The 25,937-nt window shown below is 53.7% G+C and carries 22 protein-coding genes; 14 read left to right on the top strand and 8 right to left on the bottom strand.

The annotated features are described in order from the left end of the window. Nucleotides 1-382 precede the first annotated feature (382 nt). Nucleotides 383-1,072 (top strand): VIT family protein, encoded by a 690-nt coding sequence (locus FHC52_RS18755; protein ID WP_129694149.1) that lies wholly within the window; start codon nt 383-385, stop codon nt 1,070-1,072. 117 nt (nt 1,073-1,189) lie between these two features. On the opposite strand, the gene FHC52_RS22825 is transcribed toward FHC52_RS18755, so the two are convergent. The 4 genes from FHC52_RS22825 to FHC52_RS18735 all read right to left on the bottom strand — a co-directional run bounded on the left by FHC52_RS22825 (nt 1,190) and on the right by FHC52_RS18735 (nt 5,299). Next, on the bottom strand, nt 1,190-1,774 hold the full coding sequence (locus FHC52_RS22825; RefSeq protein WP_129694150.1) for a hypothetical protein: 585 nt from the start codon (nt 1,772-1,774) through the stop codon (nt 1,190-1,192). Then, nucleotides 1,758-2,126 carry a hypothetical protein gene (locus FHC52_RS18745; RefSeq protein ID WP_045339449.1) on the bottom strand — a complete coding sequence of 123 codons (369 nt, stop codon included), beginning with the start codon at nt 2,124-2,126 and terminating at the stop codon, nt 1,758-1,760. Before FHC52_RS18745 ends, FHC52_RS22825 begins: the two co-directional genes overlap by 17 nt. Continuing rightward, nucleotides 2,116-2,877, bottom strand: a complete 762-nt coding sequence (locus tag FHC52_RS18740; RefSeq protein ID WP_198680129.1) for a lysozyme inhibitor LprI family protein — start codon at nt 2,875-2,877, stop codon at nt 2,116-2,118. Before FHC52_RS18740 ends, FHC52_RS18745 begins: the two co-directional genes overlap by 11 nt. A gap of 505 nt (nt 2,878-3,382) precedes the next feature. Next, nucleotides 3,383-5,299: a recombinase family protein gene (locus tag FHC52_RS18735; RefSeq protein ID WP_220420195.1), complete on the bottom strand. Its 1,917-nt coding sequence runs from the start codon at nt 5,297-5,299 to the stop codon at nt 3,383-3,385. Nucleotides 5,300-5,388: 89 nt separating this feature from the next. Between FHC52_RS18735 and FHC52_RS18730 the strand changes: the two genes are divergently transcribed. Next, entirely contained in the window at nt 5,389-5,574 is a 186-nt protein-coding gene (locus tag FHC52_RS18730; protein ID WP_039025027.1) for a hypothetical protein, read from the top strand. Here the strand turns inward: FHC52_RS18730 and setB are convergent. Continuing rightward, nucleotides 5,571-6,752 carry a sugar efflux transporter SetB gene (setB, locus tag FHC52_RS18725; protein WP_065102631.1) on the bottom strand — a complete coding sequence of 394 codons (1,182 nt, stop codon included), beginning with the start codon at nt 6,750-6,752 and terminating at the stop codon, nt 5,571-5,573. The two genes, FHC52_RS18730 and setB, sit on opposite strands and share 4 nt — an antisense overlap. A 361-nt stretch (nt 6,753-7,113) precedes the next feature. Between setB and fruB the strand changes: the two genes are divergently transcribed. Genes fruB through fruA form a run of 3 tightly spaced genes read left to right on the top strand, consistent with a single transcriptional unit; the run spans nt 7,114 to nt 10,884 of the window. Beyond that, complete coding sequence (gene fruB, locus FHC52_RS18720; protein ID WP_039025028.1) at nt 7,114-8,244, top strand: fused PTS fructose transporter subunit IIA/HPr protein; 1,131 nt, start codon at nt 7,114-7,116, stop codon at nt 8,242-8,244. After that, nucleotides 8,244-9,182, top strand: coding sequence for a 1-phosphofructokinase (fruK, locus tag FHC52_RS18715; protein WP_008500936.1), 939 nt, complete (start codon nt 8,244-8,246; stop codon nt 9,180-9,182). Before fruB ends, fruK begins: the two co-directional genes overlap by 1 nt. A 16-nt stretch (nt 9,183-9,198) precedes the next feature. Further along, a complete protein-coding gene (fruA, locus tag FHC52_RS18710) occupies nt 9,199-10,884 on the top strand; it encodes a PTS fructose transporter subunit IIBC (RefSeq protein ID WP_008500935.1) in 1,686 nt (561 codons plus the stop codon). Between the two features lie 46 nt (nt 10,885-10,930). Here fruA and nfo read toward each other — a convergent pair whose 3' ends face one another. Further along, on the bottom strand, nt 10,931-11,788 hold the full coding sequence (gene nfo / locus FHC52_RS18705; protein ID WP_008500934.1) for a deoxyribonuclease IV: 858 nt from the start codon (nt 11,786-11,788) through the stop codon (nt 10,931-10,933). 64 nt (nt 11,789-11,852) lie between these two features. Then, complete coding sequence (locus tag FHC52_RS18700) at nt 11,853-12,899, bottom strand: YeiH family protein (protein WP_023294037.1); 1,047 nt, start codon at nt 12,897-12,899, stop codon at nt 11,853-11,855. A gap of 97 nt (nt 12,900-12,996) precedes the next feature. On the opposite strand from FHC52_RS18700, the gene yieE reads away from it, so the two are divergent. From yieE to cirA, 3 genes are all read left to right on the top strand, one after another. Continuing rightward, complete coding sequence (gene yieE, locus FHC52_RS18695) at nt 12,997-13,863, top strand: DNA-binding transcriptional regulator YeiE (protein ID WP_008500932.1); 867 nt, start codon at nt 12,997-12,999, stop codon at nt 13,861-13,863. A 158-nt stretch (nt 13,864-14,021) separates the two neighbouring features. Next, complete coding sequence (locus tag FHC52_RS18690; RefSeq protein WP_008500931.1) at nt 14,022-15,491, top strand: amino acid permease; 1,470 nt, start codon at nt 14,022-14,024, stop codon at nt 15,489-15,491. A gap of 224 nt (nt 15,492-15,715) precedes the next feature. Next, nucleotides 15,716-17,686: a catecholate siderophore receptor CirA gene (cirA, locus tag FHC52_RS18685; protein ID WP_126289508.1), complete on the top strand. Its 1,971-nt coding sequence runs from the start codon at nt 15,716-15,718 to the stop codon at nt 17,684-17,686. Nucleotides 17,687-17,789: 103 nt separating this feature from the next. Here cirA and fghA read toward each other — a convergent pair whose 3' ends face one another. Beyond that, complete coding sequence (gene fghA / locus FHC52_RS18680) at nt 17,790-18,617, bottom strand: S-formylglutathione hydrolase (RefSeq protein WP_069598556.1); 828 nt, start codon at nt 18,615-18,617, stop codon at nt 17,790-17,792. A gap of 138 nt (nt 18,618-18,755) precedes the next feature. On the opposite strand from fghA, the gene FHC52_RS18675 reads away from it, so the two are divergent. From FHC52_RS18675 to mglA, 6 genes are all read left to right on the top strand, one after another. After that, complete coding sequence (locus FHC52_RS18675; RefSeq protein WP_032652753.1) at nt 18,756-19,904, top strand: YbfB/YjiJ family MFS transporter; 1,149 nt, start codon at nt 18,756-18,758, stop codon at nt 19,902-19,904. Between the two features lie 102 nt (nt 19,905-20,006). Next, nucleotides 20,007-20,675 (top strand): GTP cyclohydrolase I FolE, encoded by a 669-nt coding sequence (gene folE, locus FHC52_RS18670; protein WP_008500927.1) that lies wholly within the window; start codon nt 20,007-20,009, stop codon nt 20,673-20,675. Between the two features lie 19 nt (nt 20,676-20,694). Further along, nucleotides 20,695-21,852 carry a DUF418 domain-containing protein YeiB gene (gene yeiB, locus FHC52_RS18665; protein ID WP_032675203.1) on the top strand — a complete coding sequence of 386 codons (1,158 nt, stop codon included), beginning with the start codon at nt 20,695-20,697 and terminating at the stop codon, nt 21,850-21,852. Nucleotides 21,853-22,007: 155 nt separating this feature from the next. Then, complete coding sequence (galS, locus tag FHC52_RS18660) at nt 22,008-23,030, top strand: HTH-type transcriptional regulator GalS (RefSeq protein ID WP_008500924.1); 1,023 nt, start codon at nt 22,008-22,010, stop codon at nt 23,028-23,030. A 295-nt stretch (nt 23,031-23,325) separates the two neighbouring features. After that, complete coding sequence (gene mglB / locus FHC52_RS18655; protein WP_008500923.1) at nt 23,326-24,324, top strand: galactose/glucose ABC transporter substrate-binding protein MglB; 999 nt, start codon at nt 23,326-23,328, stop codon at nt 24,322-24,324. A 79-nt stretch (nt 24,325-24,403) separates the two neighbouring features. Next, nucleotides 24,404-25,924 (top strand): galactose/methyl galactoside ABC transporter ATP-binding protein MglA, encoded by a 1,521-nt coding sequence (mglA, locus tag FHC52_RS18650; protein ID WP_008500922.1) that lies wholly within the window; start codon nt 24,404-24,406, stop codon nt 25,922-25,924. Nucleotides 25,925-25,937: the final 13 nt, after the last annotated feature.

The following is a 25,937-nucleotide window of genomic DNA, read 5'->3' as shown; positions in this document are numbered from 1 at the left end:
ATGAAAATCACCCGCATAGTGCGCTGGGATATCACTCTCCGAGAGAATACCGGCGGCAGCGGGCATCGTTAACTTAAGATACAAAAGCTGTCCGGAAATGGCGGGTCAAGATCACAGAAACCGTCCTGCATGTGCATAAGTTTCTGACTGTATTTATTGAAACCTATTTCTGGGCACATGGTGCGATGGGGTTGCTGCATATCTTCCTCACCGTTCGTAGCCAAAGGAAAAATCCCGTTACCGAATAGTGCTGTAGGTTTATGATGGATAAGATGCCCTGTAATGGTTGGCTAAAACAGACTATAACCGCGCATTTATCCGTCAATGCATTTTCTATTTATCCGTAATTCCGATGAGTATGCGTATTTGAAGGAAAAAATATATGCATCTTGAACGACATAGTATCGAAAAAGTGGGATGGCTGAGGGCAGCTGTACTGGGGGCAAATGACGGAATTGTTTCGACAGCGAGCCTTGTTCTTGGGGTTGCATCTGCAAATAGCAGTCCTTCCGGTGTTTTACTTGCAGGTGTTGCAGGACTGGTTGCCGGAGCTATGTCAATGGCTACAGGGGAATATGTTTCCGTCTCATCTCAGGCGGATACCGAAAACGCAGCACTTGCCCAGGAAAAAAGGGAGCTGGAAACTGATTATCAGGGAGAGGTGCGGGAACTGACTTCACTTTATATGCAACGTGGACTGGAGCCAGAGCTTGCCCGGCAGGTTGCGGAGCAACTTATGGTCAAAGATGCCCTGGATGCTCATGCCCGTGAAGAACTGGGGTTGACGGATATAAATTCTGCACAGCCCCTACAGGCAGCTGTCTTTTCTGCCCTGAGTTTTTCCGCTGGTGCGGTGTTACCCTTAATCGTGGCATGGCTCTCCCCTCTGAAACTGGCTTTTTTGTTGATAATCCTTTCCACCCTTTTTTCACTGGCGGTCCTTGGCTATATATCTGCGGCTGTGAGTAAAGCCTCTCCTGTCAGGGCGATCATTAGAATCACGTTCTGGAGTACCATGGCTATGCTATTATCTATGGGAATTGGTCATTTTGCAGGGCAGGCCTTGCTTTAAGAAACTACTCAATTATCCGTGTTGCCTGACGCGGATAATTATCAACACCTTCGTAAGCGCGAGAAAATGCAATTGAATTAGTGATTCCATGGGATTGTGCCGTGCATTTGAAGTACGTCACTTATGACAAATCTCCCGATCATAAATTCCACCGTTTAAAGCCAGCATTTGCCTCTTCTTCTTTGAAACCATTTTTGTCATGATTTGCGAATCATCTAAAAAAATGTCCCCAAATGTTCCTGGTCGTGCATTCCATCCAGCAATAATCACTGTATCGCCCACGTTTAATGCTGCTACAGTATTGTTATCATAATCCGTGTTTTCGAAAAGGAATTTCAAGCCTTCACTTGAATTAGGGATGTGTAACGTTACTAACGGATTTTTACTGAAGGTGGCTGCGCTAATCTTTTTTATTTTTCCTGTAACCATCAATCGGCACTTTTTGAAGTCATTTGTTGCTCTGAACTCATGTTCCTGAAATCGTGCATAAACTTCTTCGGTTGTATACAGTCTTGGAAGTATATCGATTATCGATGATTTTGTTGATTGTTCGTTTTGTTGTAAAGATGCTGAACCTCCGTTCGAGAAATGTATCGATTCAGATGTTCTGGCTTGGCTGGGTGTTATTGCTATTCCGTTCAATATATAAAGTCCGAAGAAGAAGGCAACAATTGTCGTTGACTTTTTAAATTTTGAGGTCATTTTGTTTCTCCATAACTTCTATCTTAACAATACGCTCTCCATTACGATATATTTTCAGCTTGTCAGGCGGAGACTTCACTGCATTACGGATTTCGTTCATTGTATCTTTCGATAACATATCACAGCCTTCCATATACATAACCCTTCGGGTATCGGTATCTGGTATGTTAGTGAAGCTGCTACTGACCCATAAATCGGGTATTTCAATTCCATGTATCAGCTTCATATACACAACGATGAACGCATCTGTCAGGTGAAACCGTCCAACTGTGTATTTTCCGGTATAGGTATTACCAGAAGACGATGCTACCCAATCGTTTTTTAAAACCAAAGTCAGTGCATTATTTTCCATTTTCAGACTCCAGTTCACGAATGCGATTGTTCGTCATGTCGGTAAGACATTTCTGTTCATTATTGCAGCCGGATTTGTGCTTTATCCATTCTCTTTGAGAAGGAAGCAATCGTTTTCGGGTTTCAGGGCTAAGGCTTTTCCAGACCGAATTAAGTTTCTCATCGCTTGCTTTATAACTGTGTGTATCGACGTTTGAGGTTACTGCATTGTTTTTGGGAGCTTCGCTACCGCTGCTATAGAAAACGGGTGCACGTACTCCCTGAGCGTAATCTTTAGCTGCTTTTTCCCACACGCCTTTCCCATTGGCAGTCAACATTTTTCCGAACTCTGTGGTGTCGAAACTGTAATTGCGGATCTCGCCATTGAAATCCAGCTTCACGTTAACGGCTGTTGACTTCGAAATGCCAGTCAAGAAATCACCAGCTTCGGACCCGAAGGAACAAGCGACTTCTTTAGTATCACTGACATTAGGGCGTAACCCGTGCATCGTGAATCTGCCGTTATCAGTTGTAGCAGTGATATCTACCAGCGGAACGATTGATGAGGATTGCTTTGTCATCGCGAAGCATATCCCCTTCAGATTTACATCCCTGTCCATCCCGAGAAACATCAGGGCGTTTTTGTCGCTGCTTGCGACACCTGCTGATTTTGCCTCTGGCAAGAAATAGACGGTACTGGAGGCGGTGGTTATACCTGAAACGAAAACAACACCTGACGCCATGATTTTTAAGGTTTTTATAAGGATAGTCATTCTGGATGCCTTCTATCGTTCTCACTCCATCGTGGACAGAGTATTCATTCCATGAGTCTTGTTTACGAGAAACACCAACCGAAGAATCATGACCTTACATTGATCTATTAAATCTATCAATATTGCAAAATTGATCTATAAAAACGATCAATTGACATGGGAGGAAGAGAGGGGATTGTTACTAAGTCGATTGTATTTACAGGGTTTTTGTATGGTTCATATGCTTGACGCTAATGTGGGGCTGCGCTTAGTCTTGAATACTGCGATTGAAAGACATAACCATCTACTTTGTGTGCGGTTTCCGGCAACCATAGAGGTGTTTCGATAAGAAGCGGTGCAACTCGCACTGTTCGTAGGCATAATGAATACGATGTAATTTGAACCCTTGCTCTAAAACGCTCGGTATCAAGTTTTACGGGGCTTTGGTATGGAATGGTATCTGCGGGACGGTTTGGTTGCTTTCCCCTTGTCAGGTAGGCAAGGGGAGAGTGATTTAGCGTGTTATTTACTGTGAAAGTTTCTTTAAGTCTTCCAGTGAGTTAATCTCGTACTTAATGCCGTTGACAGTTGCATATGATTTGCTCGTAATGCCATCTACCCTGATAGCCATTCCACTGTCTTCGTCTCGGGTTACGCCATCCTCCAGCTCGGTTATAAATGTCGGGTTTAGAATGCTGACTTCGTGTTTGTCTTTAATATGCTGCGCAAATTTTTCAGGTGAAATCAGTTCATCAATGAAGGAGTGCAACACAAGTCCCTGCATTTTTAGTAAGTCATGATCGTTTACTGTTTGTGCCTCTACATACGAAATACCAGGTGATCTGTTGCGATTAAACTTAATCACTATTCTCTGCTTTGTTTCGTCGGCGAAGGTCACTTCAAAATGACTGTGCCGACCATCAATGTCATAACAATCAATACGTTTGATAGCTTGCTTTACCTTCAGTCTAATCCGCTTACGCTCAGGATTCTTTGTGTCATGAACATCGAAATGTCGGAATTGATCCCAGCCAGTAGTTTGAATTTCTGAACGGCTGATTTTGTACTGTTGAAACTCTTTCTCAAGCGTAATTTTTTTTTGTTTATTGGCATTAATCTGATCTGCCAATTCTTCGATGTTGTCTGTCAAAGTTGCTAGTTTTAGCAGCTTCTTAACAGCTTCAGATGCCTTTTCAATCTCAGATTCGTACCATGCTGTTTTATCCTCTTGGTGGTTGTTCCAGACGTGATCAGCGATTAGTTGTAAAACAGTGTGCTCAAGTTGGTATGACGTAAATCCTTTTTTACCGCAAGGTTTACCCTGAACGATTTTTGAACCACATATATATCGGTACTTGTTTTCACTTGAACCAGATTTGAACATGAAAGATCCACATTTACCGCAAAAAAGAATACCGATACCTGAGAGTAGCGGTATTTCAGGTTCAGGATTACCTCCTGGATATGTTGATGAACTACGAGTGACAGCACGATGTCGATCTAACTTCGAAAGTGTCAAGTAGTCTACTTCCGACATAAGTGCTGGATAGTAATCCGGAATAATGAATGTTTCTTTCAACGGTTCATCTGATTCGGAATCGTATATGATGGCACCTGATTCATCGCGTTTATCCAGCGTGAAGATTTTTTGTCCGTGAACAGTGGGATTCAAAAAGGTTCTGATCAAATGTTTGCCCCATTGCTCCGTTTTGGGTGTCAGCGCTTGACCTGTCTTGTCTTTATAAACCCTCTTTTTAGGGGCAGTGTAGTGTTCGTTAAGATATCGTTGGATACCAAGAAGAGTTTCACCGTTTTGTTTTAGTTCGATAATCTTCTGCGCTGCGGCAAAATAAATGGAGTGTGGGGTAACGTATCCTGATTTTGTGTCTACCCACCAGACATTCTGACCTACTGATTCTATGGCTTTTGCTGGTGTTCCCGGTTCTCTTGTCAGGTTGTGTCTTATCAGCGAACGAGCCTGGGCTTCAACCCGATTCTTTTTTGTCAACGATTCGTCGTGGGCGCGTGTGAACATCAACAACGAAATGATTAAATCGGTTGGATTATTCTTTACGTCCGCGTACTTATAGACCTTTTCATCCATACCAGTAACAACGACTATCCCCTTGCTAAGTATGCTCTTGAATATATCCAAAGCGCTCCAGGCATCATCACGACTAATGCGGTCAAGATTTTCGACTACCAGCCACGAACCAACGGGAACTTTAACCCCAATCTGCTTGATGAACTCCGATAGCTTCCCTTCATGAGCATTTTTTCCTTTGAACGCGGACATGCCGAGATCATGGAAAGCCGTTGTATCAAGTTCGAGATTATAACGGGTCGCAATTTTTAGAGCGGTATCTTGCTGACGCTCCAGGGAGTTGCCTTCCCGTTGTTTCACAGATGAAAAACGCACGTACGAATACAGCTTAGGTTTCATTAAGTGTGATTCCCTTCGGATGGTATTGATTGATCAGATGGACCTGATGCTAACAGCAGGAATGTGAATTTTAAACAGTGAATAATTATATGTTAGGCAAACCTGCCAATACCCGCTGCGTTCAGCTCTCGGAAACGAACCTGTGCATGATCTTTGGCTCACCGTTGCGCCCGAAGGTCTGCTCCGGGCTTCAGCCCACGGCTGAAATGTGCGGCAGCACGCGAGAGCAGGCGATAACGTACCTTCTTGAGCTGGAAGCGCTCACCGCGCCTTAAACGTCTTTAATCCTCGCCAGGCAGCCAATCGTCAGCGTACACATCACCAGCGCAATCCAGAACACCGTGTGATAGCTCCAGATTTCGGCCACGACACCGGCCATTGAACCGGCAATAATCCAGCCCACGCGGGTGGTATTAGTATAAAGGGTGGTGGCAGAGCCTGCCTGGCCCGGCATCAGATCCTGGAAATAAAGCATGCCTATCCCGGCGAGAATACCAATATAGATAGCGTTCAGGAGCTGTAACGCCAGCAATAGCCCCGGCGTATGTACCGTCAGCATACCGATATAAAACAGCAGACCGGCGACGGCGGCGATGCGCATTAAAAAACGTTTCCCGAAGCGCTTTGCGTAATAGCCTGCGATCAGCATGGTCGGGATCTCAAGCCCGGCTGCGGTGCCCATCATGATGCCCGCCAGCTTCTCCGGCAGGTGCAGTTCATTAATGATAAACAGCGGCATATTGATGATATAGAGGCTATTGGTGCCCCACATCAGCGTGCAGATCGCGAACAGGAGCAGGGCATCGCGGCGGTTACGGCGCGGCGCTTCCAGCACACCTGTTGCCACCTTGGGCTCTTTGCGCATTGACGGCAGGAAGAACCACACCAGCGCGCCGCACGCCACAAACGCGACTGCCGCGCTCAGGTACATCACCGTAAAGCCAAAACCCATCGCCAGCGCGTAGGCCAGCGGCGGGCCAATCACCCACGCCAGCGACACCTGCGCACGCAGGACAGAGCTGAACATCACCGCTTCACGTCCGGTATGGTCGGCGTGTTCGCGGGCAAGCGCAAACAGCTGTGGGTTAGCCGTCGAGCCAAAGCTGCTCAGGAATACCCCGACGAAAAGCAGAATGAAGTAGTTGCGGTTCCAGGCAAACAGAACGCAGGCCATGACCCCCAGCAGGCAGCAGAAAACGATCAGGCTTTTACGATCGCCTTTTCTGTCGGATCGCCCCGCCAGAAACTGACTGACCAGGATGCCGATGATGGCGCTTCCGGTAAAAAAGAAGCCAACCAGCGCCGGACGAACATGAACCTCATTGGTCAGAAATAAGCTCAGCGTCGGCGTCTGTAACGCACCAGCAATGCCCGTGAAAAAGGCAACAATCAGGAAGGCCGCTGAGGTCAAGTCAAAGGGCTTTGGCGAGGCAGCCGCAGGGGTGTTATGCATGTTTTATAATTAGCGAGTAGCAGAGAGGGGCGGAGTGTACGCCGTCAGCTAAAAAATAAACAGTGGGTGCGGTCAATGATGCCACGAAAAATCAAAATGGCATTTCAACTTGCCTCTCACGCTGCTGACCTTAGCTGAAACTGACTTGCTGAACTTCAGCAAAATTCAGCTCAATGAAGAAGAAATGTGCTGTATCTCTAAATTCTGATATCAGAAAGACGAGTTTACTTGCAAGGTACAGCAGAAAGCGCAAGACTTTTTGAAACGTTTCAGCGCTATCTTGTTTTAACAAACGGAGCAGGCTAGCGCGTTTTTTCTCATTAAAGCTGAAACGATTCAAGTTCAGCAGGAGTGGAGAACCATGTTCCAGTTATCTGTTCAGGATATCCACCCGGGCGCTCAGGCCGGGGATAAAGAAGAGGCTATTCGCCAGGTTGCCGCTGCGCTTGTGCAGGCGGGTAACGTCGCGGACGGCTATGTCAACGGCATGCTGGCCCGCGAGCAGCAGACTTCAACCTTCCTCGGCAATGGCATTGCCATTCCGCACGGTACCACCGACACCCGCGATCAGGTGCTGAAAACCGGCGTTAAGGTGTATCAGTTCCCGCAGGGCGTGCTCTGGGGCGACGGTCAGGTGGCCTATGTGGCCATCGGTATCGCGGCCAGCAGCGATGAACATTTAGGTCTGCTGCGTCAGCTGACGCATGTCCTGAGCGATGACGCGGTGGCTGAACAGCTTAAATCCGCCACCACCGCGGAAGAGCTGCGCGCCTTGCTGATGGGCGAAAAACAGAGTGAAGCGCTGAAACTGGATAATGAAACGCTGACGCTGGATGTGGTTGCTTCCGATCTGGTGACGCTGCAGGCGCTTAACGCGGGTCGTCTGAAAGAAGCCGGCGCGGCGGATGCCACCTTTGTGACGCGCGTGATTAACGATAAGCCGTTGAATCTGGGTCAGGGTATCTGGCTGAACGACAGTGCTGAAGGCAACCTGCGCAGTGCGATTGCCGTGAGCCGTGCTGCCACGGCGTTTGAGGTAGAAGGCGAGCGCGCAGCCATGCTGGTGACCGTCGCGATGGCTGATGAACAGCCGGTTTCCGTGCTGAAGCGTCTTGGCGATCTGCTGCTGAACAACAAAGCTGAAAAACTGCTGAACGCTGATGCCTCCACCGTGCTGGCACTGCTGACCAGTGATGATGCGCTGACGGATGACGTGCTAACCGCGGAGTTCGTGGTGCGTAACGAGCACGGCCTGCATGCCCGTCCGGGCACCATGCTGGTGAATACCATTAAACAATTTGAGAGTGAGATTACCGTGGCGAATCTTGACGGCACGGGCAAACCGGCCAACGGCCGTAGTCTGATGAAAGTGGTCGCGCTGGGCGTGAAGAAAGGCCACCGTCTGCGTTTCACCGCGCAGGGTGCCGATGCTGAACAGGCGCTGAAAGCGATTGGCGATGCCATCGCGGCGGGTCTGGGGGAGGGCGCATAATGAGCAGACGTGTTGCGACTATTACGCTGAACCCGGCTTATGACCTGGTGGGGTTTTGCCCGGAAATTGAGCGCGGCGAAGTTAACCTCGTGCGTACCACCGGCCTGCATGCTGCGGGCAAAGGGATTAACGTCGCGAAAGTGCTCAAGGATCTCGGTATCGATGTCACCGTGGGCGGATTCCTCGGTAAAGACAACCAGGATGGTTTCCAGCAGCTGTTCAGCGAGCTGGGCATTGCCAATCGTTTCCAGGTTGTTCAGGGCCGTACCCGTATCAACGTTAAGCTGACGGAGAAAGACGGTGAAGTGACCGATCTGAACTTCTCTGGCTTCGAAGTGACGCCGTCAGACTGGGAACGCTTTGTCAACGACTCGCTGACCTGGCTGGGCCAGTTCGACATGGTGTGCGTCAGCGGCAGCCTGCCGTCCGGCGTCAGCCCGGAAGCGTTTACCGACTGGATGACGCGCCTGCGCAGCCAGTGCCCATGCATTATTTTTGACAGCAGCCGTGACGCGCTGGTCGCGGGCCTGAAAGCCTCTCCGTGGCTGGTGAAGCCAAATCGCCGCGAACTGGAGATCTGGGCGGGCCGTAAGCTGCCAGAATTAAAAGATGTGATTGACGCTGCCCATGCGCTGCGCGAGCAGGGCATCGCTCACGTGGTGATCTCGCTTGGTGCAGAAGGCGCGTTGTGGGTTAACGCGTCTGGCGAATGGATCGCCAAACCGCCGTCAATGGAGGTTGTGAGTACCGTTGGCGCAGGGGATTCCATGGTTGGCGGACTGATTTATGGTCTGCTGATGCGGGAATCCAGTGAACATACTTTACGTCTTGCCACTGCCGTTGCTGCCCTGGCCGTCAGCCAGAGCAATGTCGGTATTACCGATCGTACCCAGTTAGCCGCGATGATGGCGCGCGTTGACTTAAAACCTTTTAACTAACAGCAGGAGAGGAATAATGAAAACGCTGCTGATCATTGACTCCGGTCTCGGACAGGCACGCGCCTATATGGCGAAGACCTTGCTGGGAGCGGCGGCGAACAAAGCACATCTCGAGATGACTGATAACCCGGGCGATGCCGAACTGGCCATTGTCCTGGGCGACAACATCCCGGCTGACAGTGCGCTGAACGGCAAAAAAGTGTGGCTGGGCGATATTAATCGCGCGGTGGCACATCCGGAACTGTTCCTGAGCGAAGCGAAAGGCCACGCGTCTGTCTACAGCGCGCCTGTCGCGACGGCACCGGCTGCGGCCACGGGCCCGAAACGCATTGTGGCGGTGACGGCCTGCCCGACGGGGGTGGCTCACACCTTTATGGCGGCTGAAGCCATTGAAACCGAAGCAAAAAAACGCGGCTGGTGGGTAAAAGTTGAAACGCGCGGCTCCGTCGGTGCCGGCAATGCCATCACCCCAGAGGAAGTGGCGGAGGCCGATCTGGTGATTGTGGCGGCGGATATCGAAGTGGACCTCGCGAAATTTGCCGGTAAGCCAATGTACCGCACCTCCACCGGCCTGGCGCTGAAAAAGACCGCGCAGGAGTTTGATAAAGCGCTGGTGGAAGCGAAGCCGTATCAGGCAACCGGCGCGCGCCAGACCGCGACGGAAGGGAAGAAAGAGTCCGCAGGCGCCTATCGTCACCTGCTGACCGGCGTGTCTTACATGCTGCCGATGGTGGTCGCGGGCGGTCTGTGTATCGCGCTCTCGTTCGCGTTTGGTATCACGGCGTTTAAAGAAGAAGGAACGCTGGCGGCAGCGCTGATGCAGATCGGCGGGGGCTCAGCCTTCGCCCTGATGGTGCCGGTACTGGCGGGCTTTATTGCCTTCTCCATTGCTGACCGCCCGGGTCTGACCCCGGGTCTTATCGGCGGTATGCTGGCCGTGAGCACCGGTTCTGGCTTTATCGGCGGTATCATCGCGGGCTTCCTCGCCGGTTACGTCGCGAAGCTGATTAGCTCGAAGCTGAAGCTGCCGCAGAGTATGGAAGCGCTGAAGCCGATCCTGATCATCCCGCTGATTTCCAGCCTGGTGGTCGGCCTGGCGATGATTTACCTGATTGGTAAGCCGGTTGCGGGCATCCTGGCGGGTCTGACCCACTGGCTGCAGACCATGGGCACCGCGAACGCGGTTCTGCTGGGTGCAATCCTCGGCGGCATGATGTGTACCGACATGGGTGGTCCGGTGAACAAAGCGGCGTACGCCTTTGGTGTGGGCCTGCTGAGTACCCAGACCTACGCGCCAATGGCGGCCATCATGGCGGCAGGCATGGTGCCTCCGCTGGCGCTCGGCCTGGCGACGATTATTGCCCGTCGTAAGTTCGATAAAGCGCAGCAGGAAGGCGGTAAAGCCGCGCTGGTGCTGGGTCTGTGCTTCATCACCGAAGGCGCGATTCCGTTCGCGGCGCGTGACCCAATGCGTGTGCTGCCGTGCTGTATCGCAGGTGGTGCGGTAACGGGTGCAATCTCCATGGCGATTGGCGCAAAACTGATGGCACCACACGGCGGTCTGTTCGTGCTGCTGATCCCTGGCGCCATCACCCCGGTGCTGGGCTACCTGCTGGCGATTGTTGCCGGTACGCTGGTGGCGGGCCTCTCTTACGCGGTGCTGAAACGTCCGGAAGCGGAAGTTGTGGCGAAAGCAGCGTAAGCGGTAAGCAATAAAAAAGCCGGGTGGTGATGCAACCCGGCTTTTTTTATGCCGCCTGTTCAGCGGTTTGCTGTGCCTTCAGCCAGGCAATCTCTTCTGCCCAGATGTCCGGATTGATGGTTTCCAGCACCATCGGAATACCGTCGAAGCGAGCGTCCTGCATGATAAAGCGGAACGCATCGTGGCCAATGTTGCCTTCGCCCAGGCTGTGATGGCGGTCAACGCGGCTACCAAAGGCGCTTTTCGCATCGTTTAAGTGCATTCCGCGCAGATATTTAAAGCCCACAATGCGCTCGAACTCATCAAACGTGTTTTTTGTTGCCTCGGTGGTGCGCAGGTCATAACCGGCGGCAAACGCGTGGCAGGTATCAATGCACACGCCGACGCGGGATTTGTCCTCCACGCCGTCGATAATCGCCGCCAGATGTTCGAACTTAAAGCCGAGGTTGCTGCCCTGACCAGCGGTGTTCTCAATCACCGCCGTCACGCCTTTGGTTTTATCCAGAGTGATGTTGATGGACTCCGCAATGCGCGCCAGGCAGGCATCTTCGTCGATCTGCATCAGATGGCTGCCCGGATGGAAGTTCAGCAGCGTCAGCCCCAGCAGTTCGCAGCGCTGCACTTCATCAAGAAACGCCTCGCGGGATTTTTCCAGCGCTTCTTCAACCGGGTGACCGAGGTTGATCAGGTAGCTGTCGTGGGGGAGGATCTGGCCGGGCCCGTAGCGGTATTTCTCACAGGCGGCTTTGAAATCATCAATCACCTCAGCGGTGAGCGGTGCGGCGCGCCACTGGCGCTGATTTTTGGTGAACAGGGCGAAAGCGGTCGCCTCAATTTCGGCGGCACGAATGGCGGCATTCGCAAGGCCACCTGCAGCGCTGACGTGCGCTCCAACATATTTCATAAAGGGACTCCTGTTAACCCGAAATGCCTATGATAGCGGGTTAACAGGAGAAGGATGTAGTGGTTTATGCCATCAGGCTATGGACCGCGAGGTTAATTGCGCCACCGCCGACAATCAGCCAGATGAAGAGCACCAGCGCCATCAGCAGCGGTTTCGCACCGGCTTTTTTCAGCGCGCTGACGTGCGTGGTCACCCCCAGCGCCGCCATGGCCATCGCCAGCAGTACGGTATCCAGCGTCACCAGCATATCCACCACCGCTTTCGGCAGCAGGTGGAAGGAGTTAAAGATAGCGACCACGATGAACAGGATCGCAAACCACGGAATGGTGATTTTGCTCTTCTCGCTGCCGCCCGCCGGAGCCAGCTGTTTAACCCGTGCGGCCAGGAAAATCAGGAACGGCGCCAGCATCATCACGCGCAGCATTTTGGCAATCACCGCCGCGTTTTCAGCGTCCGGGTTAATGGCGTGTCCTGCTGCGACCACCTGGGCCACTTCGTGCATGGTCGAGCCGATATAGATGCCGTAGGTTTCCGGGCTAAACCAGTGGGCGACCAGCGGATACATGGCCGGGTAGAGGAAAATCGCCAGCGTACCGAAGATCACCACCGTCGCGACGGCAACCGTTACCTTGCTGGCTTCGGCTTTCACGACCGGCTCCGTTGCCAGCACCGCCGCTGCGCCACAGATACTGCTCCCGGCACCGATCAGCCAGCTGGTTTGCCTGTCCAGGCCAAACACTTTCTGACCGATAAAGCAGGCCAGTAAAAAGGTGCTGGTCAGGGTCAGAACGTCGATGGCGATCCCGCTCGCACCCACATCCGCAATCTGCGAAAAGGTGAGACGAAAGCCATAAAGAATGATCCCAAGACGCAGCAGATGCTGCTTGGCAAAGATTACGCCGCCGTCGCAGGATTTCCAGATATGTGGATAAACGGTGTTACCCACGACCATGCCGAGCAAAATGGCGAGCGTCAGCGCGCTGAAACCTGCGCCTGCGATGGCCGGGATGCTGCCGCCCCACAGCGCGACGGCGGTCACTGCGGCGCTGAGCGCAAGACCCGGCACGAAGTGCCACACTGTACGATGATGTTGTAAGGTGATTTCTGACATAACCTTCTCCTTTGTCTGGCTAAAGGTTACGGCGGTCTGGCTTAAAAATAAAATTGATTATATACTTATAATCAATCTATATAAGTGGTAAGCAACCATGCACATTACTTTGCGTCAGCTGGAAGTGTTTGCCGAGGTGCTGAAAAGCGGCTCGACGACCCAGGCGTCACAAATGCTGGCGCTCTCGCAGTCTGCGGTCAGCGCGGCGTTGACCGATCTTGAAGGACAGCTGGGCGTTCAGCTTTTCGACAGGGTAGGGAAGCGTCTGGTGGTCAACGAACACGGTCGTCTTCTTTATCCACGTGCGTTGGCGTTGCTGGAGCAGGCTATCGAAATCGAACAGCTGTTCCGCGAAGATAACGGTGCGATCCGCGTCTACGCCAGCAGCACCATCGGGAACTACATTCTCCCGGAAGTGATTGCCCGCTACCGCCGGGATTTTCCCACCCTGCCGCTGGAGATGAGCGTGGGCAATAGCCAGGACGTCATCAACGCGGTGATCGACTTCCGCGTGGATATCGGCCTCATCGAGGGGCCCTGCCACAACGTCGATATCATTGCCGAGCCCTGGCTGGAAGACGAGCTGGTGGTGTTTGCATCCCCGGCCTCGTCGTTATTGCAGGGCGAGGTGACGCTGGAGCGGCTGGCGCAGGCGCAGTGGATCCTGCGCGAGCAGGGCTCCGGCACGCGTGAAATTGTCGATTACCTGCTGCTGTCCCATCTGCCGCATTTCCAGCTGGGGATGGAATTGGGGAACTCCGAGGCGATTAAGCACGCGGTGCGCCACGGGTTGGGTATCAGCTGTCTTTCCCGGCGCGTTATTGCCGAACAGCTGGAAACCGGATCGCTGGTGGAGATTCCCGTTCCGCTCCCGAAACTGGTGCGCACGCTGTGGTGCATTCATCATCGCCAGAAACACCTTTCCAGCTCCCTGCAGCGTTTTCTGCGCTATTGCGAAATCTGACATCGTCCCTCACCCCAAAGGGAAGAGGGAAAAATTATGCTTTACTTATAATCCTGGCCGCGTCATGAAGCTCTCTTATAACTGAGTATTTCTGCCGGAAGGAACGCGGATCGTCTGCTACAATCGCGCCTCATTTATTAAATGGACAGCATTTTCATATGGTTTCAGAAATTAAAACCACAGAAGCGCCCACGCTACGTCGTGAACTCAAGGCGCGTCACCTGACGATGATCGCCATTGGCGGCTCCATCGGTACAGGTCTTTTCGTTGCCTCTGGCGCAACGATTTCGGCAGCCGGCCCGGGTGGGGCACTTTTCTCTTATATCCTGATTGGCCTGATGGTGTACTTCCTGATGACCAGTCTCGGCGAACTGGCCGCGTACATGCCGGTATCCGGTTCGTTCTCGACCTACGGTCAAAAATACGTTGAAGAAGGCTTCGGCTTCGCGCTGGGCTGGAACTACTGGTACAACTGGGCGGTCACCATCGCCGTTGACCTTGTCGCCGCACAGCTGGTGATGAACTGGTGGTTCCCGGATACGCCGGGCTGGATCTGGAGCGCCCTGTTCCTGGCCGTCATCTTCCTGCTGAACTACATCTCCGTGCGCGGTTTCGGCGAAGCGGAATACTGGTTCTCTTTGATCAAAGTGGCAACCGTCATCATCTTTATCGTCGTCGGTGTGGCGATGATCGTTGGTATTTTCAAAGGCGCTGAACCTGCGGGCTGGAGTAACTGGACAATAGGCGATGCGCCGTTTGCCGGTGGACTGTCGGCAATGATTGGCGTGGCAATGATTGTCGGCTTCTCCTTCCAGGGAACCGAGCTGATTGGCATTGCTGCCGGTGAGTCAGAAAACCCGGAGAAGAATATTCCGCGCGCGGTTCGTCAGGTCTTCTGGCGTATCCTGCTGTTCTATGTGTTCGCGATCCTGATTATCAGCCTGATCATTCCGTACACCGATCCAAGCCTGCTGCGTAATGATGTCAAAGACATTAGCGTCAGCCCGTTCACGCTGGTCTTCCAGCATGCCGGCCTGCTTTCAGCCGCAGCAGTGATGAACGCCGTTATCCTGACCGCCGTACTTTCTGCCGGTAATTCCGGAATGTACGCGTCCACACGTATGCTCTACACGCTGGCATGTGACGGTAAAGCGCCGCGTATCTTCGCGAAACTGTCCCGTGGCGGCGTACCGCGCAACGCACTGTACGCCACAACGGTGATTGCCGGCCTGTGCTTCCTGACCTCTATGTTTGGCAACCAGACGGTGTACCTGTGGCTGCTTAACACCTCCGGGATGACGGGCTTTATTGCCTGGCTGGGGATTGCCATTAGCCACTATCGTTTCCGCCGTGGCTACGTCAAACAGGGTTATGACGTTAACCAGCTGCCGTATCGCTCAGGGTTCTTCCCGCTGGGTCCCATTTTCGCCTTCATTCTGTGCCTGATTATTACGCTGGGACAGAACTATGAAGCGTTCCTGGCGGACACCATTGACTGGGGCGCCGTCACGGCAACCTACATTGGTATTCCGCTGTTCCTCGTCATCTGGTTTGGCTACAAGCTGACGAAAGGAACACACTTCGTTCGCTACAGTGAAATGGAATTCCCGGAACGATTTAAACAATAATCGCACTTCCTCTCTCTTAGCCCGCTCGTTTGAGCGGGCTTTTTTATTTCCGCCTCCTGTAACAAAGATATATTTCTTAACAATTTAATTGATAATAATTATCGTTTGCTTTATCGTTATCAAAAATAAGCGTGTCACCGACCCACCGGAGATGTGGGCGGCAAGGAAGACGCTGTGAGCAATGATGATTTGATTGAGTTGTATTTACCTCATGGAGATATGGAATGTTTAGGTTGAATCCCTTCGTCAGGGGAGGACTTTGTGCGTCCGCAATGTCCCTGGCCCTGCCTGTTATCGCAGCGGAATCCGGCGACACAATGGTTGTTACGGCCTCCGCGACCGAGCAAAACCTGAAAGACGCACCGGCAAGCATCAGCGTGATTACCCAGGAAGATTTGCAGCGCAAACCCGTTCAAAATCTGAAAGATGTGTTACGGGATGTGCCGGGCGTGCAGCTCACAAGCGAAGGGGACAACCGTAAAGGGGTAAGTATTCGCGGGCTGGACAGCAGCTACACGCTGATCCTGATCGACGGCAAGCGCGTCAATTCCCGTAACGCAGTGTTCCGCCATAATGATTTCGACCTCAACTGGGTGCCGGTTGACGCCATCGAACGAATCGAAGTCGTGCGCGGGCCGATGTCCTCGCTTTATGGCTCCGATGCGCTGGGCGGCGTGGTGAACATTATCACCAAAAAAATCGACCAGAAATGGACGGGCACCCTGAGCGCTGATTCCACAATTCAGGAACATCGCGATCGTGGTGATACGTACGACGGCCAGTTCTATACCAGCGGTCCGCTGGTGGACGGCCTGCTGGGGCTGAAAGCCTACGGTAGCCTCGCAAAGCGTGAGAAAGACGGTCAGCAGAAGTCCTCTACCACGGCGAGCGGTGAAACACCGCGCATTGAAGGCTTCACCAGCCGCGATGCGAATGTGGAGTTCGCCTGGACGCCGTCTGAAAATCACGACTTTACGGCGGGCTACGGTTTCGACCGTCAGGATCGTGACTCGGATTCCCTCGACAAAAACCGCCTTGAGCGTCAGAACTACTCTCTCAGCCACAACGGCCGCTGGGGCGTCGGCAACAGCGAGCTGAAGGTTTACGGCGAGAAGGTGGATAACAAAAACCCGGGCAACAGCAATCCGATCACCTCCGAGAGCAACGCGGTAGACGGGAAATACGTGCTGCCGCTGGGCGACATCAACCAGCTGATGACCTTCGGCGGCGAATGGCGTCACGATAAGCTGAAGGATCCGGTCAACCTGACGGGCGGCTCCGGCAGCAGTACGTCGACAAGCCAGTATGCCCTGTTCCTGGAGGACGAGTGGCGTATTTTTGAACCTCTGGCGCTGACCACCGGCATCCGTATGGACGACCATGATACCTACGGCGACCACTGGAGCCCGCGCGCCTATCTGGTCTACAACGCGACCGATACCGTCACGGTGAAAGGGGGCTGGGCGACCGCGTTTAAAGCGCCGTCACTGCTGCAGCTGAGCCCGGACTGGGTCACCGGCTCGTGCCGCGGTGCCTGTGAGATTGTCGGTAACCCGGATCTGAAGCCGGAAACCAGCGAGAGCTTCGAATTCGGCCTGTACTACAGCGGGGAAGAGGGCTGGTTAGAGGGCGTGCAGGCCAGCGTGACCACCTTCCAGAATAACGTCGATGACCGCATCAGCATCAGCCGTACGGCCAATGCGAAGCAGGCGCAGAGCTACCCTAACTACGTTGGCCTGAATGCGGACGGTGAGCCGATATTCCGCTACTACAACGTCAACAAGGCGCGCATCCGCGGGGTGGAGACCGAGCTGAAATTCCCGCTGGCGGACGACTGGAAAGTGACGCTGAACTACACCTACAACGACGGTCGTGATATCAGCAACGGCGGCAACAAACCGCTGTCCGATCTGCCGTTCCACACCGCCAACGGGACCGTTGACTGGAAGGCGACGCAGGACTGGTCGTTCTATGTTCAGGGCAACTACACCGGTGAGAAACGCGCGCTGACCAGCAGCGACCCAACGCCGGGTGGCTATGTTATCTGGAATACCGGCGCCGCGTGGCAGGCGACGAAAAGCGTGAAGCTGCGCGCGGGCGTGCAGAACCTGCTGGACAAAGATCTGAGCCGCGACGATTACAGCTACACGGAAGATGGCCGTCGCTACTTTGTCGGCGTGGATTATAAGTTCTGATGTAGCCATGTGCCGGGTGGCGGCTGCGCCTTACCCGGCCTACATAAGGGCACAGGCCCGTAGGCCCGGTAAGCGAAGCGCCACCGGGCAAAACAGGCGGTGCTTATGCAAATAAATGCTCCGCATGGAAGCGGAGATGATCCTCAATAAAGGACGCGATGAAGTAATAGCTGTGATCGTATCCCGGCTGAATGCGCAGCGTCAGCGGCCAGTCTTTCTGGCGTGCCGCTTCTGCCAGTACCGCAGGCTGCAGCTGTCCGGCGAGGAACTGGTCCGCATCACCCTGATCGATAAGGGTAGGAATGGCTTCTTCAGCTTTGCTGGCCAGCATCAGCGCGCAGCTGTCCCATGCCTGCCATTTTTCCACATCCTCACCCAGATAGTGTGTGAAGGCTTTCTGCCCCCACGGCACCTGCGTTGGGTTCACAATTGGTGCAAATGCCGACACGCTGACGTATTTCCCCGGATTTTTCAGCGCCATGATGAGCGCCCCGTGTCCGCCCATTGAGTGGCCGCTGATCGCGCAGCGCTCGCCAACCGCAAACTGCGACTGCACCAGCGCAGGAAGTTCATCCCGAAGGTAATCATACATGCGGTAGTGGCGCGCCCAGGGCTGCTCGGTCGCATTGAGATAAAATCCGGCGCCTTTGCCCAGGTCGTATCCGGCATCGTCGGCCACATCGTCGCCACGCGGGCTGGTGTCTGGCATCACCAGCGCAATGCCCAGCTCGGCGGCAATACGCTGCGCGCCGGCTTTGGTGGTGAAGTTTTCGTCGTTACAGGTCAGGCCGGAAAGCCAGAACAAAACCGGCGGGTTTTCCGTCGGCGGCAGGAAAATGCTGAACGTCATTGCACAGTTCAGAGAGGTGGAGTCGTGCCGCCAGCGCTGCTGTCGACCTTCAAAACAACGGTGCTCTTCGAGCAGTTCCATGCAGGGCTCCTTAATGAGAATGCGTATTCATAAAACCCATAATACAGCCTTTTCATTGACCTGTGAGTAACTTTCACTTTCGCCAGGCGGCGAGATGCTGCATCATAAATTTACTTTTCTTTAACAATTGGAGCGGTCATGGCGCTGCGTATTGCGCTCAGTGGGTTTGTCGTTCTGGTGGTGGCGATGGGGATAGGGCGCTTTGCCTTTACGCCTCAGGTGCCGCTGATGATTGCTGCCGGACAGCTTACGCTGACCAGCGCGGGTCTGGTGGCGGCGATGAATTATCTGGGCTATCTGGTGGGTGCGTGGGATGCGATGCGTGCGCACCGCTTCGTTGAAACGCGCCTCTGGCTGGGCATCACCGGCGCGGTGGCGCTGACGCTGCTCTCCGCGGCGGCGGAGAACGCCGTCGTGCACGGCCTGCTGCGCTTTGTGATTGGCTGCATGAGCGGCTGGTCAATGGTGCTGATTGCTGCCTGGACCAACGAGCGGCTGGGACAGCTGGGTAAACCGGGGCTCAGTGCGGCTGTCTTTGCCGGGCCCGGGGCAGGTATCGCCCTGAGCGGCCTGCTCGCCGTCTATATTCAGGCGAAGTCCCTGTCGGCCGGGGCGGCATGGCAAATCTACGGCGTACTGGCGCTGGTGCTGATTGCCCTGGTGGCGCGCTACCTGCCGCGATCCGGGCAGCTCCATCGACCCGGCACCGCGCCGGAGCCGCTGGTGCTGACGGCGGATTTAACGCGTCTGGTCTGGAGCTACAGCCTGGCCGGGTTTGGCTATATCCTCCCGGCGACCTTCCTGTCGCAAATGGCGGCCGTGCGTTTTCCCGGCAGCCTGTTTGCCCAGTTTGTCTGGCCGATTTTTGGTCTCGCCGCCGTGGTGGGGATTGCGCTCAGTATTCTGTTACGCCATACCTCAACGGCTAACCGCAGGCTGGCTATCGTACTGTGGTTACAGGGCGCAGGCGTGCTGGCGGCCTGGCTGCTGCCGGGGATTGGCGGGTTGCTGACGGGTGGGCTGCTGGTGGGCGGCGGCTTTTTGTGTGCCGTGCAGCTCTCTCTTTTATACGGCCGCGAGCTGGCGCCAAACCACACGCGTTATATGGCGGGCCTGCTCACCACCGGGTATGCGATTGGGCAGTTGATTGGTCCGGTCACCTCGGCGTTATCAACCTGGCTCACCCACCGGCTGGAGCCCGCGCTGGGGCTGGCGGGCATTGCGCTGTTCGTTGGAGGAGCGCTTGTCTGGAATCGTCACGCTGAAAGGCAACAGCAATCGCAATAATTATCGTCGTGAATACTGGATTATGTGCGCCGCCTCACGCACAATGAACGCATACTTTTGCCACAACGAGGGCAAAAGACGCCACACCTGCAGGAGAACAAAATGTCATCACTCAGTAAAGAAGCTGCCCTGGTCCACGAAGCCCTGGTTGCGCGCGGTCTTGAAACGCCACTGCGTCCGCCCGTACAGGATTTGGACAATGAAACCCGCAAGCGTCTGATTGCCGGCCATATGACCGACATCATGGAGCTGCTGAATCTCGATCTGAGTGACGACAGTCTGATGGAGACGCCGCACCGCATCGCGAAAATGTACGTCGACGAAATTTTCTCCGGCCTGGATTACGCCAACTTCCCGAAAATCACCGTCATTGAAAACAAGATGAAAGTGGATGAGATGGTAACGGTCCGCGATATCACGCTGACCAGCACCTGCGAACATCATTTCGTGACCATCGACGGTAAAGCGACCGTGGCGTATATCCCTAAAGACACGGTGATTGGCCTGTCGAAGATCAACCGCATCGTGCAGTTCTTCGCTCAGCGTCCGCAGGTGCAGGAGCGTCTGACCCAGCAGATCCTGACCGCGCTGCAAACGCTGCTGGGCACCAATAACGTGGCCGTCTCTATCGACGCGGTTCACTACTGCGTGAAAGCGCGCGGCGTGCGCGATGCCACCAGTGCGACCACCACAACCTCGCTGGGCGGTCTGTTTAAATCGAGCCAGAATACCCGCCAGGAGTTCCTGCGCGCCGTACGTCACCACAACTAAGTCTTACAGGGCAGGGACCATGGAGCGAAACGTCACGCTCGATTTTGTTCGCGGCGTCGCCATTCTCGGTATCCTGCTGCTTAATATCACCGCCTTCGGTTTGCCGAAGGCGGCGTATCTCAATCCCGCGTGGTATGGCGACATTACCCGCAGTGATGCCTGGACCTGGGCAATCCTCGATCTCTTTGCGCAGGTCAAATTCCTCACGCTCTTTGCCCTGCTGTTTGGCGCAGGCCTGCAGCTTCTCCTCAAACGCGGTACGCGCTGGATCCAGTCGCGCCTGACGCTGCTGGTTATCCTCGGCTTTATCCATGGCCTGTTCTTCTGGGACGGCGATATTCTTCTCGCGTATGGTTTAGTCGGGCTCATCTGCTGGCGCCTCATTCGCGATGCGCACAGCGTTAAAAGCCTGTTCAACACCGGCGTGATGCTCTATGTCATGGGGCTTGGCGTACTGCTGCTGCTGGGGATGATCTCCGGGGAGACGACGAATCGTGCCTGGATCCCGGATGCCGCTAACCTGCAGTACGAACAGTTCTGGAAGCTGAAGGGCGGTACGGAAGCGATAAGCAACCGCGCGGATATGCTGGGGGATAACCTCCTCGCGCTGGGCGCGCAATACGGCTGGCAGCTGGCGGGCATGATGCTGATGGGCGCGTCACTGATGCGCACCGGCTGGCTGAAAGGGGAATTCAGCCTGCGTCACTATCGCCGTACCGGCGCCGGTCTGGTGCTGCTCGGCGTGCTGATTAACCTCCCGGCGGTGATGGTGCAGTGGCATATCCACTGGGATTACCGCTGGTGCGCGTTCCTGCTCCAGGTGCCGCGTGAACTGAGCGCACCGTTCCAGACCATCGGCTACGCGGCGCTGATCTACGGCTTCTGGCCCTCGCTTTCTCGTCTGTGGATGGTCAGCGCTATCGCCTGCGTGGGACGCATGGCGTTAAGCAATTACCTCCTGCAAACGCTGATCTGCACCACGCTTTTCTATCGCTTTGGCCTGTTTATGAAATTCGACCGACTTACGCTGCTGGCGTTTGTTATTCCGGTCTGGGCAGTAAACCTGGCGTTTTCTGTTCTCTGGCTACGCTATTTCCGCCAGGGACCGCTGGAGTGGGTATGGCGTCAGTTAACCGCACGTGCTTCAGGGATATCATTGAAAAATACATCCAGATAACGATCTGGATCACAATCATTAACAAAACGGATGTAAGCGTTTTCATGACTGTGAGCTTCTTCACGTAGTCCCCTTTCTCTCGCTGCCAAAATAGCCACCTTGCTAAACACAGGGGGTGTCTGTGAGTTGCTGCAATCCTTTGAAGGATGGTGAATATGATCACCATTCGTGACGTCGCCCGTCAGGCGGGCGTTTCTGTGGCTACCGTCTCACGCGTGCTGAACAATAGCGCGCTGGTCAGCCCTGAAACCCGAGAAACCGTAATGAAAGCCGTGACCCAGCTCGGGTACCGGCCAAATGCCAATGCCCAGGCGCTTGCGACGCAGGTCAGCGACACCATCGGCGTGGTGGTGATGGATGTCTCGGATGCCTTTTTCGGCGCACTGGTGAAAGCGGTCGATATGGTCGCCCAGCAGCATGAGAAATATGTCCTGATCGGCAATAGCTATCATGAGGCGGAAAAAGAACGCCATGCCATTGAAGTGCTGATCCGCCAGCGCTGTAACGCCTTGATTGTCCATTCAAAAGCCTTGAGCGATGAAGAGCTAACCGGATTGATGGAGCAGATCCCGGGCATGGTGCTGATCAACCGCATCGTCCCCGGCTATGCCCACCGCTGCGTCGGGCTGGATAACGTCAGCGGCGCCATGATGGCCACGAAAATGCTCATCAACAACGGGCATCAGCGGATCGGTTATCTGGCTTCCAGCCACGCGATTGAAGATGACGAACTGCGGCGCGAGGGGTGGCAAAACGCCCTGAAAGAGCATGGCATTACGCCATCCGAGAGCTGGGTGGGAACCGGCACGCCGGACATGCAGGGCGGTGAAGCGGCGATGGTAGAGCTGCTGGGCCGCAATCTGCAATTGTCTGCGGTGTTTGCCTATAACGATAGCATGGCGGCAGGCGCCCTGACCGCGCTGAAGGATAACGGCATTGCGGTGCCACAGCATTTATCACTCATTGGTTTCGATGATATCCCGATTGCCCGTTACACCGACCCGCAGCTGACAACCGTGCGTTACCCGATTGCCTCTATGGCGAAACTGGCGACTGAGCTGGCGTTACAGGGGGCAGCAGGCATGCTGGATCCGGGGGCAACACACTGTTTCATGCCGACTTTAGTGCGCCGCCACTCCGTCGCGGCCCGGCAAATTGTGGTTCCGATCACTAACTGATTACATGTGGTGATGTAACCGTTTTCAATCTGTGAGTAAATTCACAGTATCTTAACAAGGCGCTGACTATGATGTCAGCGTTTTAGGGGCTGAAACGCTATGTAACAGTGATTATTCACTTTCACTATAGCCAATGTGCCGCAAACAACGAATAAAACGCATTTCTGGAGCGTTACCGAACACGGAAGAGAGAAATTTTATAAGTGAACCTCGGCTGTCAGTAACGTTTTATTAACATCTGCCCGCCGCTCGTTATTCACAAGAACTACCCTGCATAAAAAAAACCGGAGATACCATGAATAAGAAGGTGTTGACCCTGTCTGCTGTAATGGCAAGCATGCTTTTTGGTGCAGCAGCGCACGCTGCGGATACCCGTATTGGTGTGACCATCTATAAATACGACGACAACTTCATGTCTGTTGTGCGTAAAGCGATTGAGAAAGATGCGAAAGCAGCGCCAGACGTTCAGCTGCTGATGAACGACTCCCAGAATGACCAGTCCAAACAGAACGACCAGATCGACGTTCTGCTGGCGAAAGGCGTGAAAGCCCTCGCCATCAACCTGGTTGACCCGGCTGCAGCAGGCACGGTTATTGAAAAGGCGCGCGGCCAGAACGTGCCGATCGTCTTCTTCAACAAAGAACCTTCCCGTAAGGCGCTGGATAGCTACGACAAAGCGTATTACGTCGGTACCGACTCCAAAGAGTCCGGTATTATTCAGGGCGATCTGATCGCGAAACACTGGGCGGCGAACCCGAACTGGGACCTGAACAAAGACGGTCAGATTCAGTTCGTGCTGCTGAAAGGCGAACCTGGCCACCCGGATGCTGAAGCGCGTACCACCTACGTTATCAAAGAGCTGAACGACAAGGGCCTGAAAACCCAGCAGCTGGCGTTAGATACCGCGATGTGGGATACCGCTCAGGCGAAAGATAAGATGGACGCGTGGCTGTCCGGCCCTAACGCCAACAAAATCGAAGTGGTTATCGCCAACAACGATGCGATGGCAATGGGTGCGGTAGAAGCGCTGAAAGCACACAACAAATCCTCTATCCCGGTATTCGGCGTAGATGCGCTGCCAGAAGCGCTGGCGCTGGTTAAATCCGGTGCGATGGCCGGTACCGTGCTGAACGATGCCAACAACCAGGCGAAAGCCACCTTCGACCTGGCGAAAAACCTGGCCGATGGCAAAGGTGCGGCAGATGGCACCAACTGGAAAATTGACAACAAAATCGTTCGCGTACCTTACGTGGGCGTAGACCAGTCCAACCTGGCTGAGTTTATCGGTAAATAAAAGAGTTAACTTGTCTTCACTGGGCGCAACGAGTTGCGCCCTTTTATAACGCGATATGCGAGGCCAACAAGGTATAATTATGGTCAGCACAACAACTCAGTCATCCGGTGAATACCTGTTGGAAATGAGCGGCATCAACAAGTCATTTCCCGGCGTTAAGGCACTCGATAATGTTAATTTAAAAGTGCGTCCTCACTCTATTCATGCCTTAATGGGGGAGAACGGTGCGGGTAAATCAACATTATTAAAATGTCTTTTTGGGATCTATCAAAAAGATTCTGGCAGCATTCTTTTTCAGGGGAAAGAGATCGATTTCCATTCAGCGAAAGAAGCACTGGAAAACGGTATCTCGATGGTTCACCAGGAATTAAACCTGGTGCTGCAGCGTTCAGTCATGGATAACATGTGGTTGGGGCGTTATCCCACCAAAGGTGTTTTTGTCGATCAGGACAAAATGTATCGCGACACCAAGGCGATTTTCGACGAGCTGGATATTGATATCGATCCGCGCGCCCGCGTGGGAACATTATCCGTCTCCCAGATGCAGATGATCGAAATTGCCAAAGCGTTCTCCTATGATGCGAAAATTGTCATCATGGACGAACCGACATCCTCATTAACGGAAAAAGAGGTTAACCACCTTTTTACCATTATTCGTAAGCTGAAAGATCGCGGCTGCGGCATTGTGTACATCTCCCACAAAATGGAAGAGATCTTCCAGCTGTGCGATGAGATCACCATCCTGCGCGACGGCCAGTGGATCGCCACGCAGCCGCTGGAAGGGCTGGACATGGACAAGATCATCGCCATGATGGTCGGCCGTTCCCTGAACCAGCGCTTCCCGGACAAAGAAAACAAGCCAGGTGAAGTGATTCTGGAAGTGCGCAATCTGACCTCATTGCGTCAGCCGTCTATCCGCGATGTCTCCTTCGACCTGCACAAGGGTGAAATCCTGGGGATTGCCGGCCTGGTGGGGGCAAAGCGTACCGATATCGTGGAAACCCTGTTTGGCATTCGTGAGAAAGCCGAAGGCACCATTACGCTGCACGGTAAGAAAATCAATAACCACAACGCCAACGAAGCCATTAATAATGGTTTTGCGCTGGTGACGGAAGAGCGTCGTTCGACCGGTATTTATGCTTATCTGGATATTAACTTTAACTCGTTAATTTCTAACATTCGCAATTACAAAAACAAAGTCGGGCTGCTGGATAATTCCCGCATGAAAAGCGATACCCAGTGGGTGATTGACTCCATGCGCGTGAAAACGCCAGGCCACCGCACCCAGATTGGTTCGCTGTCAGGCGGTAACCAGCAGAAAGTGATTATTGGCCGTTGGTTATTAACGCAGCCCGAAATCCTGATGCTGGATGAGCCGACCCGCGGTATTGACGTCGGCGCGAAGTTTGAAATTTATCAGCTGATTGCCGAGCTGGCGAAAAAGAATAAAGGGATCATTATCATTTCTTCCGAAATGCCGGAACTGTTAGGGATCACGGACCGTATTCTGGTTATGAGCAATGGTCTCGTCGCCGGTATTGTTGACACCAAAACGACAACGCAAAATGAAATTTTGCGTCTTGCGTCTTTGCACCTTTAAGATCAGGGGCTCC

Source organism: Enterobacter sp. EC_64 (genome assembly GCF_019584165.1).
Lineage (GTDB): Bacteria > Pseudomonadota > Gammaproteobacteria > Enterobacterales > Enterobacteriaceae > Enterobacter > Enterobacter roggenkampii.
Note: the sequence above shows the minus strand (reverse complement) of the source record. Positions and strands in the feature narration are given on the sequence as shown.